Annotated in this window: 9 protein-coding genes and 1 pseudogene; 2 read left to right on the top strand and 8 right to left on the bottom strand. The window is 31.0% G+C overall.

Annotated elements, in window-relative coordinates:
* Both ACOYLT_RS08080 and ACOYLT_RS08085 read left to right on the top strand, forming a co-directional pair.
* Window positions 1–1,324, top strand: a 1,324-nt coding sequence (locus ACOYLT_RS08080; RefSeq protein ID WP_422853352.1) for an alpha-amylase family glycosyl hydrolase, incomplete at its 5' end; no start/stop codon positions are given.
* A gap of 2 nt (window positions 1,325–1,326) precedes the next feature.
* The gene (locus ACOYLT_RS08085; protein WP_422853353.1) at window positions 1,327–2,670 is read left to right on the top strand and encodes an alpha-amylase family glycosyl hydrolase; all 1,344 of its coding nucleotides are present in this window, start codon (window positions 1,327–1,329) and stop codon (window positions 2,668–2,670) included.
* A 108-nt stretch (window positions 2,671–2,778) separates the two neighbouring features.
* Here the strand turns inward: ACOYLT_RS08085 and ACOYLT_RS08090 are convergent, their stop codons facing one another.
* From ACOYLT_RS08090 to ACOYLT_RS08125, 8 genes and pseudogenes are all read right to left on the bottom strand, one after another.
* Window positions 2,779–3,558, bottom strand: coding sequence for a hypothetical protein (locus tag ACOYLT_RS08090; protein ID WP_422853354.1), 780 nt, complete (start codon window positions 3,556–3,558; stop codon window positions 2,779–2,781).
* Between the two features lie 118 nt (window positions 3,559–3,676).
* Complete coding sequence (locus ACOYLT_RS08095) at window positions 3,677–4,180, bottom strand: hypothetical protein (protein ID WP_422853355.1); 504 nt, start codon at window positions 4,178–4,180, stop codon at window positions 3,677–3,679.
* A 4-nt stretch (window positions 4,181–4,184) separates the two neighbouring features.
* The gene (locus ACOYLT_RS08100) at window positions 4,185–5,018 is read right to left on the bottom strand and encodes a hypothetical protein (RefSeq protein WP_422853356.1); all 834 of its coding nucleotides are present in this window, start codon (window positions 5,016–5,018) and stop codon (window positions 4,185–4,187) included.
* 296 nt (window positions 5,019–5,314) lie between these two features.
* The gene (locus ACOYLT_RS08105; RefSeq protein WP_422853357.1) at window positions 5,315–7,081 is read right to left on the bottom strand and encodes a DUF885 domain-containing protein; all 1,767 of its coding nucleotides are present in this window, start codon (window positions 7,079–7,081) and stop codon (window positions 5,315–5,317) included.
* A 35-nt stretch (window positions 7,082–7,116) separates the two neighbouring features.
* The gene (locus ACOYLT_RS08110) at window positions 7,117–8,028 is read right to left on the bottom strand and encodes a pseudouridine synthase (RefSeq protein ID WP_422853358.1); all 912 of its coding nucleotides are present in this window, start codon (window positions 8,026–8,028) and stop codon (window positions 7,117–7,119) included.
* A 145-nt stretch (window positions 8,029–8,173) separates the two neighbouring features.
* Complete coding sequence (locus ACOYLT_RS08115) at window positions 8,174–9,097, bottom strand: geranylgeranylglycerol-phosphate geranylgeranyltransferase (protein ID WP_422853359.1); 924 nt, start codon at window positions 9,095–9,097, stop codon at window positions 8,174–8,176.
* 9 nt (window positions 9,098–9,106) lie between these two features.
* The gene (locus ACOYLT_RS08120) at window positions 9,107–10,045 is read right to left on the bottom strand and encodes a mevalonate kinase family protein (RefSeq protein ID WP_422853360.1); all 939 of its coding nucleotides are present in this window, start codon (window positions 10,043–10,045) and stop codon (window positions 9,107–9,109) included.
* Window positions 10,046–10,083: 38 nt separating this feature from the next.
* Window positions 10,084–10,430 (bottom strand): annotated as a pseudogene (locus tag ACOYLT_RS08125) (four helix bundle protein).
* Window positions 10,431–10,498 lie beyond the last annotated feature (68 nt).

A 10,498-nucleotide genomic window follows, 5' to 3' on the forward strand; every position in this document is an offset into this window, starting at 1 on the left:
AGGAACCGGATTTTCTTATGGATTTCACGGTTATTGGACTAGAGATTGGAGTTCGTTAGATCTAAGTTATGGAACCAAAAAAGATTTAGCAGAATTAGTCGAAAAATCTCATGCTAAAGGAATCCGAATTATGTTGGATGCCGTAATTAATCATACTGGACCTGTTACATCCGAAGATCCTGTTTACCCAAGTGACTGGGTTAGAACTTCCCCAAAATGCACCTACCAATCGTATGACACTTACATCAATTGTACTTTGGTAGAAAACCTTCCTGACGTTAAAACAGAAAGCAACGACAGTGTTGCCCTTCCTCCTTTTTTGGTAGAAAAATGGAAAAAAGAAGAACGTTACGATGAAGAAATTAGCGAGTTAGATGCGTTTTTCAAGAAAACTGGTTATCCACGGGCGCCAAAATATTACATTATGAAATGGCTATCCGATTATATCGCTGACTATGGCATCGATGGTTATCGAGTAGACACTGCCAAGCATACAAAAGAAGATGTTTGGAACGATTTTAGAAAAGTTTGTGATATGGCTTTCGCTGATTTCAAAACTAAAAATCCTCAAAAAATATTGGATGCTAATCCGTTTTTTATGGTTGGGGAAGTATATGGTTATAACATTAGCTCAAAAAGAATTTATGATTTTGGAGATAAAAAAGTGAACTATTTTGAAAATGGATTCTCAGGATTAATCAATTTTGCTTTTCCTTATGAAGCTAAAATCGGGTACGAAGAATTATTTTCTAAATATTCTACTATTCTGAATTCTGATTTAAAAGGCAATACTGTCATGAATTATATTTCATCCCATGATGACAGTAATCCTTTTGATAAAAAAAGGGAGAAAACAATGGAAAGCGCAACAAAATTATTGTTAGCACCTGGAATATCTCAAACTTATTACGGAGATGAAAGTGCACGGATATTAGATATTGAAGACACAAAGGGGGACGCAACTTTACGTTCGTTTATGAATTGGAAGGATATAAATACTAATTCTAAAACAGCCGAAGTAGAATTGCATTGGCAAAAAATAGGTAACTTTAGAAAAAACCACCTTGCTATTGGAGCGGGATTTCATGCACAAATTTCAAGTTCTCCTTATGTATTCAGTAGAACATTTGTTAAAGAAAAAATGACCGATGCAGTAGTTGTTGGGTTGGATTTAAATAACGGTCAAAAAGAAATTTCTGTTGGAGCTATTTTTAAAAATGGAACGAAAGTAAGAGATGCTTACTCTGGAAAAACTTCAGTGGTAAAAAGAGGAAAAATAAAATTTGATACCAAAAATACTATTTTATTAATTGAAAAACTATAAACATGAAAAAAACAATTTTAGTTACACTTTGTATTATTTCGCTAGGTGCCTTTGCACAAAAAAAAGTTTCCAATTCCAAATCATTACCTGCAGTTTCGGATAATATGATGGAAAATGCTGTTATTTATGAAGCAAACATCCGTCAATATTCATCTGAAGGAACGTTTAATGCTTTTGCAAAAGACATTCCACAATTGAAAAAATTGGGTGTAAAAATTCTTTGGATAATGCCAATTCACCCAATAGGAGTTGAAAAAAGAAAAGAAGGCTTAGGAAGTTATTATTCTGTGAAAGATTATAAAGGTGTAAATGCAGAGTTTGGAAATTTACAAGATTTTAAAAATTTAGTAAAAAAGGCCCACGATAATGGGATATATGTTATTATAGACTGGGTGGCCAATCATACTGCTTGGGATCATCCTTGGGTAAAACAACATCCTGAATATTACGCAACGGATAAAGATGGAAAAATGATTTCTCCATTTGATTGGACTGATGTTGTAAAACTAAATTATTCCAATCCTGAAACTAGAAAAGTAATGATTTCAGACATGAGCTATTGGTTGAAAGAAGCTAATATTGATGGTTTTAGATGTGATGTTGCCATGGAAGTTCCAGTAGATTTTTGGGATGATGCCTTTGTTCAACTGGAAAAAATAAAACCAATTTTCAAATTAATGGAGGCGGAACAATCTAATTTAATGGAAAAATCATTCGATATGAGTTATGGGTGGGATTTTCATCATATTATGAATGATGTTGCTCAAGGCAAAAAAACCGTAAAAGACATTGACAACTACATGATTGAACATCCAAAAAAATATGATAAAGACGATTTTTCAATGTTGTTTACTTCCAATCATGATGAAAATTCTTGGAATGGTACTGAATTTGAAAGAATGGGAGCTGCAGTAGAAACTTTTGCTGCTTTAACTTACTTAATGCCAGGAATGCCCTTAATTTATAATGGTCAAGAATACGATTTTGAAAAAAGATTAAAATTTTTCGTAAAAGATGAATTGACACATAACAAAGGAAAAATGTTTCCGATTTATGAAAAATTAAGTGCATTAAAAAATTCAAATGTTGCTTTAAATGGAGCCAAAAATCCAGCATCTTACAAAAGACTAACTACTTCAAACGATGAAAATATTTTAGCTTTTGAACGTGAAAAAGATGGAAAAAAAGTAGTTTTTATTGCAAATTTATCTAATCAAACTTTACAAAGTACAATAAACCTAAAAGGTGATTTTAAAGATTATATGTCGGGCTATAAAATACAATTTAGAACAGACGGACCAATTGGACTTAAAGCTTGGCAGTATTTAATTTTAATAAAACAGTAAACTAAAACGTCTCTTAATTGAGACGTTTTTTTAATTTGATATACATTTTAAAAACCTAACTAATTGATAGTCGTTTTTTTTACTTAGACTTATGTTAAAAGTATTAGTTTATTGATAAAATATTTGAAAAATTGTAGAATCAGAACTATCTATATCAATGAATAAGGATGTTGGGAATTCGATATCATTATAAATATAAACATAATTACCTCCTTCTGTGCTAATTAAGTTTTTTGTAGTAGAGAAAAATATATCTACCCAATTATTTGGATTAAATTCTAATCCGCCCTCTATAAAGGCATCTTTAATACCAATAATATTTTTAAATGGGCTCGATGTAAAAGTATAATTTCCACCGGCATTATTTTTAAATATTAAATTATTTTCTATTGTAAATGTGTCTGTTGTAGTAGTTGTATTACCATCAAATGTGCGTGTTAGATTTCTTGTTATAATATCGTTAGAGCTGTTATAAGCATAATTACACTCAGTATAATCTATAATACTATTCAATTGTCCGTTTGTTATTTTTTTATTTACCAATTTATTATTTAGATATGAAAATTCTGTTTTATGAATAACCACACCTGAATTATCAATAACATTAATTTCCGAAATCAAATTACCATTATATATGTAATTAAAATCAAATTCATCTAAAATATAACCATTATTACTGAAAAGAAAGCAATGAATATGGTCTAATTTATTTTGATTATAATAAAATTCGAAAGATGTAGATGGCGCTCCCAATTCACTTTCTCGGATTATTTTCTTCGGAAGAATAGTATTCGGGTCTAAATTTTGTGATGTTGAATTACTATCATTTGAACAGGAGTTAAAAAATATCAATCCTATTATGGATAGCATTAAAATTCTAATTTTCATAATTTAATAAGATTGATTTATCTTACAAATCTAACATTTTAATTGGTTATTCAAAACAAAAAACCCTTTTTTTTATTAAGTAAAAAGAGCAACCATTTAGGTTGCTCTCGATTTATTTTTATTTTGAATTCTTTTTTATACCCTTTTTGCTAATTTGCTCTTTTACAATCCGTTCCTTTTCTAATTTTTCTTTTTCTAATTTTTCTTTTTCGGCTAACAGCAATTCCATTTTAATTAACTTGCTTTTTAAATCATCATTTTCTTGTTTCAGTTTAGAATTTTTAAATTTATTTAAGATGCTATTAGGATTTTTTTCATCTTCAATTCTTTTTTCATCTTCAATTCTCTTTTTTTCTAATCTTTGTTTTTCTAAATAATCTTGTCGAAGTCTTTCACGCTCAATATTTACTAATTCTTGCTGAGCAGCTGCAGCTTGTTGAGCAGCTGCAGCTTGCCTAACAGCAGCACCCGCTTGCATTCCTTGATTAAATGAAGTTGAAAAATCATAAGGGTCTTTTTTTACAGTTACCTCAACTTTTATTGGCGGTTTTGGGTAGCCATAATACTTTTGACCATTAGCTATAATAGGAAAGAAAATAATAATAAATATATATTTTTTCATAAAATTAATTTTTGGGATATAATTTTAATAATTTCAAATCATCACTTTCACCATTAGAGTTTTTCATTTCAATATTAATTAAACCTCCTTCTAAATTTGCAAATGTTTCTATTGATGTTTTATTACTCAAATACCATTTAGTAGAAAAAACACCTTCTGCAGCAGTATTTTCAAAAATAGCCTTAACATCTCCTTTTTTCCATTGCGGGTAATCACTTTCAATTATTATAGCTTTGTATAAGTCTCCAACTTTAATTAGTCCTAATTTATAATTAGTTTCAGATTTATAAGACTTGTAAATGCCTTCAATGGGGTCTAATTTTGTTGAGTCAAAATAGATTTTTAATTCATTTTCATTTTTATTAATATTTTCAACCTCTGCAAACTCTATTTTGGGAGTAAGTTGTGGACTGAAAAAATATTCTTTTGATTTTAATTTAGATAATGTTTTGGATAAAGCGCCTTTATAATTTCCTTGATGTCTTAATTCAATTATTAAAGCAATTCTACCTCTACAATCAACAAAATTTAATTTCGAAAAATATGCAGGTACAGAACCATTACCACCCCTAAAAAACATATTAGCAACTAATACACCTAGACAAGGATTTTGCTTTAAATCATCAGGAAAAATATCGTTTTGATACAGAGGTGTTATTCCAAATTCTCTCAATGCAACAGATATTTTTTCTTTAAATTCTAAATCATTTGAACGAGTGCCTTCATAAATAATATCGTCTACTATACCATATTTAAAACCATTTAATTTAGTTAAGTCTTGACCTAAACTAATTTGAGTAACAAAAAATAGTATAAATAATAAATAAATGTGTTTCATAATTAAATTAAATTTTTGCTAAAATATAATGATTTATCAAATTTACAAATATAATTTTAATAAAATACTTCAAAAATGCACATAATTCATAAAAAAAATCATACAAATAATTATTTTTTTTTTTAGAAGAGGTTTCTATTTCTTCAATAACTAAACTGAAAAAGGAGTTAACAGAATCAGCTTTATTAAATTTGGTTTAAAAATCTATTTGAACAAAAAATTTTTCTTAAGTAAACACTACTGCTTTACGAATCTTTCTCGTAGTATCATCATTCAAATAAAATCCTTTTTTATTCTTATTTCCCTGTAGCAATCCAAGAATTGATTTTCTTTTCTAATAAGGCCAAAGGCATTACACCAGACTCTAAAACTTTTTGATGGAATACTTTAGTATCAAATTTGTCTTTCATCTCAGTTCTAGCTTTTTCTCGTAATTCTAAGATTTTCATTTGCCCAATTTTATAGGACAAGGCTTGCCCAGGATAGGCCATATATCTTTCGATTTCGGCAACAATGCTGGCTTCACTTTCGGCTTCGTTTTCCATAGAAAATTTTATGGCTTGTTCTCTTGTCCAACCTTTGTTATGCATTCCGGTATCCACCACAAGTCTAATAGCGCGGTGCATTTCGTTGCTTAGCATCCCAAAATATTGGTAAGGATCATTATATAGTCCCAATTCTTTCCCTAAACTTTCACAATACAAAGCCCAACCTTCGCCATAGGCGCCAAACCAATTGAACTTTCTAAAATCAGGTAATTGCTGATTTTCTTGTTGCAACGAAATCTGAAAATGATGCCCAGGAATGGCTTCGTGCAAAAATAAATCTTCATCGCCATAGTAATTGTAGTTTGCCACATCTGGAATAGGCACATAAAAAGTGCCGGGTCTTGAGCCGTCAGCCGCACCTTGATTGTATTCTGCACTAGCGGTTTTTTCTCTGAAGGCTTCGGTACGTTTTATTCTAAATGGAGTTTTAGGTTGTAAAGCAAAAAGTTTATCCACATTAGGTTTAATGATTTGATGTATTTTTTCAAAATTGGCCAATACTTCTTCAGGTTTTTGGAAAGGTTTCAGTTTTGGATTATCCCTAACAAAATCAAAGAATTCAATTATGGTGCCTTTGAACCCTACTTGTTCTCTAACCTTTTCCATTTCAGCTTTGATACGCGCCACTTCTTTCAACCCTAACTCGTGAATTTCTTCAGGAGTTTTTGTGGTAGTGGTCCATTGTTTGGCATATACTTTATACAATGCATTTCCGCCTTTTAAACTTCCAATACCACTTGTTGAGCGACAAGCAGGCACATATTCGGTTTTCATAAAGGTTATGAATTTCTGAAATTGAGGCATCAGTTTTTCTGAAATTGCAGTTGCATATTCTTTTGATAAATTGCTTTTTTGTGCTCCACTGAAATCCGATGGGAATTTTTTACAACTCGAGTAATAAAGATTGTCTTCTACTTTTGGCGTAATAATACTTTCAAATTGTGGCACTATTTTCTCGGCTAAAACTTTTGGCAACACTACCTTTTCTTGCATTCCTTTTTTCATATAAACCATCGCGGAGTCAATCCAAACGGCAAATAAGTTGATTCTTTTCAAAAAGTTTTTATAGTCTTTCTCTGTTTTAAAAGGTTGTGCGCTTTCGGCACTGGCAAATTGGCCTAAGGTCAAATGTGTGCCTTCAAACTGATTAATGGGAGTTAAATTGGCATTTTGTTGTAACAACGAAGTGCCCACTTCCGATTCCCATTTGATAATATCATAACTAATTTTTTCTTCAGCAGAAAGCTGAGTGGTATCAACGCTTTGTAATTCGTTTAAGTATTTTTCATAAAAAGCAGCTCTTTTCTTTCTGTAGGAATCAGTCATTTCAAAGACCAATTGGTCATCAAATTTATTCTGACCATTTTGAGTCGCATCTAATGGATTTAGCGCATTTTTTTCATCAAAATAAGAAGAAGTTATGGCTTTAAAATCTTGTGTTTTTTGTTCGGATTTGCAGTTTACAAAGAGTAATGACAAAAATAGCATCATTGAAAAGTGATATATATTTTTCATAATTAGTTGTTTTTTGAATTATAAATATATTTTTTTTAAACGTTTTTCAAATTGATAATTTCTTGTTCAGTCAAGAAACGCCAATTGCCTCGCGGTAAATTCTTTTTGGTCAAACCAGCAAAAGAAACACGGTCAATTTTTATCACATCGTATTTAAAACTTTCAAAAATAGCGCGAACAACTTTTACATTGGGTGTTCTCAGTTTCAAACCAATTTCTGTTTTAGGTTCGTTTTCTATATAGGAGATTTCGTCAACGTATAATTTATGTCCGTCAAGTGTAACGCCACCAGCAATTTTTTCAAAGTCTTCAAATTTCAGATTTTTATCTAACGAAACTTGGTAAATCTTAGTTGATTTTTGATTAGGCAAGCTAAATTTTCTCACCATATCGGTATCATTGGTGAATAATAATAAACCCGTTGTGTTCTTATCCATTCTGCCAATCGGTTGAATATTGGCTTTGGTGGCGGCACGAACTAATTCTAATACATTTCTATGATCAGCATCATCTTCGTTGGAAGTCGTGAAATTTTTGGGTTTATTTAATACTATATATTCTTTGCGTTCTGGGGTTAAAACAGCACCGTCAAAATTAACCACATCGCCGGGTTTTACTTTGTAACCCATTTCTGTAATCACTACATTATTCACTTTCACATTCCCCGATTGGATATAAATATCTGCATCACGGCGAGAACACGCCCCCGAATTAGAAATATATTTATTCAATCGAATATCGTCAGATTTCAAAGGTTTTGGAACGTTATTTTGAACGGCTTTTGCTGGTTTTGGTGTGCGTTTTGCTGTGGCGTCATCGGTAGTTGGCTTCGCTTTCTTAGGCCCTTGGGCTCTCTTGGCCATGGCAGGTTTTGGCTTATTTGAATTGGGTCTCGAACTATTGGGTCTAGTTCCACTACGTTTGTTATTGCCTTCCTTGTTATTCATAAATGCTATAATTTATGCAAAGATACGGTTTTAAAAACTATGTGAAACTAGGGGTTGTTTTTAGCCCAGATTGCAACAGAAGACCTTTTTAGGAATAGAGTGTAAAGCAGTAAAATAGTTTTGCAATTGAATAGAAGTTGGGCTCCTATTTCACAATAATTTCTACTATTTTTCCGTGAATAAGCACTTCTGGATTTATCAACACTATGCAAAAAACGCCAGAAACGACAAGCAATTTCAGGATGTTATGAAGTTTTAAGTAAGCTGGTTTGGAGTTGGATTTCCATAATTTTTGTAAAAAGAAAATCAAAATAATCATACTTACATAAAAGTAAATATCCATATAACCCACTTCAAATAGTTCCACCAAAAAATAGATTGGAATTATCGTTGAAACCGTAAGCAATGTTATAATTTTCTTCGAAAAATTTTCACCATATAGAACGGGAATAGTCAAATAGTCATTAGCAATATCACCTTTGATGTTTTCTAAATCTTTAATCATTTCCCGAATTAATAACAAAAGGAAAAGGAACGTGGCATGGGCAAAAATTTGAGGATACAAGTTTTTGTAATATAATAAGATGGCAAAGAATGGCAATACAGCTAGAAATGCGGCGGTTAAATTGCCAATAATTACGATTTTCTTGAGCTTGTGCGAGTAAAACCATATCAGAAATATATAGGTTGAAAAAAACAATACCGCTCTAAAAGAAACAAAAAAAGCCAGCAGGAAAACGATAAAATTAACTGAAAAATAGACTTGTAGTTTGGTCTTTTGGCTGACTAATCTGTCTAGTTGTGATTTGTTTGGACGATTAATAAGGTCTTTTTTGCTGTCATAAAAATTATTGATAATATAACCAGACGCAATGGTTAAACTGGAAACAATTACAATTATAAAAAGATTGAAATCTAAGACTACTTGAAGGGCTCTTTTTTCGGGAGCCATTATAAATATAGCCGAAAGATATTGAGCAAGTGCAATGATAGGAATGTTATAGCCACGAACCACAGAAAACATACTGATGATTTTCAGTAATAAATGTTTTGTTTTTCGGCTTAACATTTTAGGAAATTAAAATTGGTAAACCACTTCTAATTTATAATCTTTCAAGGATTTTTTTGCTTTTTCTAAGTCTTCAGTAAAACCTAGAATATAACCGCCACCGCCAGAACCGCAAAGTTTCAAGTAGTAATCATTGGTGTCAATTCCGTTTTGCCAAACACCGTGAAATTGTTCTGGTATCATGGGTTTGAAATTATTCAAAACTACTTTTGATAATTGCTTTGTATTGGCAAATAAAGATTTCATATCGCCACCTAAGAAATTTTCAACGCAGGCATCAGTATATTTTATAAACTGAGATTTAAGCATTTTTCGGAAACCTTCTTCTTTTAGTTTTTCCATAAAAATAGTCACCATTGGAGCAGTTTCTCCGACAATTCCTGAGTCTAATAGGAACACAGCGCCTTTTCCGGTTGTGCTTTGGGATGGAATTCCAGTTGCCTCAATATTATCTTTGGAATTAATCAATATGGGAATACTCAAATAACTATTCAAAGGATCAAGGCCCGAACTTTTTCCGTGGAAAAAAGATTCCATTTGGGAAAAAATAGTTTTTAATTGCAATAATTTATCGCGAGTTAAATTCTCTAAAACCGTAATTTTAGTATGGGCATATTTATCATAAATAGCTGCTACTAAAGCGCCACTACTTCCAACACCATAACCTTGTGGAATACTAGAATCAAAATACATGCCTCGTTCCACATCAGCTTTTAACATTTCAATATTGAAAGTTACTAATTCGGGTTGCTCTTGTTGAAGATTTTCTAAATAAGTAACAAATCGTCTGAGACTTTCGTTTGATTTTAGGGCTTCAGCAGAGGGGTTTTCAGCCACTTTCAATGCACCGTTGTAAAAATTATAGGGAATTGATAAACCTTTAGAATCTTTGATAATTCCGTATTCTCCGAAGAGAAGAATTTTTGAGTAAAATAAGGGTCCTTTCATATCTTTTTAATTGATAATTAACAATTGATAATTGATAATTATTTTTTTGATGTATTTATTATACTTATGAGTAATTTTAATAATTCTATTATTTTTGGTTTTATTATATCAAATTCGGTTTGACTTAAATACTTAGTTTCAAATAATAAATCTATCCAATATTCTGTTTCCTTGGCTTCTTTTAAGGCAATAGATAATTTGTGAATAAATCAGCTTTGCTTTGTGCGTGTTCAGACTCACTAATATTAGCTCCTATTGATGTCCCTGAACGTAATAATTGTTTTGATAAAATGAATTCATTTCTTTCGGCTAAAACTTTATAAAGAAATACAATCTCTATTGCAAATGCAAAAGATTTCTCTTTTATAACGTTTCTTTTCTCCATTCTCTAATTTTGCATTATCAATTATCAATTATCAATTATCAATTATCAATTATCAATTATCAATTATC

It is taken from the genome of Flavobacterium sp. (assembly GCF_049318185.1).
Classification (GTDB): domain Bacteria; phylum Bacteroidota; class Bacteroidia; order Flavobacteriales; family Flavobacteriaceae; genus Flavobacterium.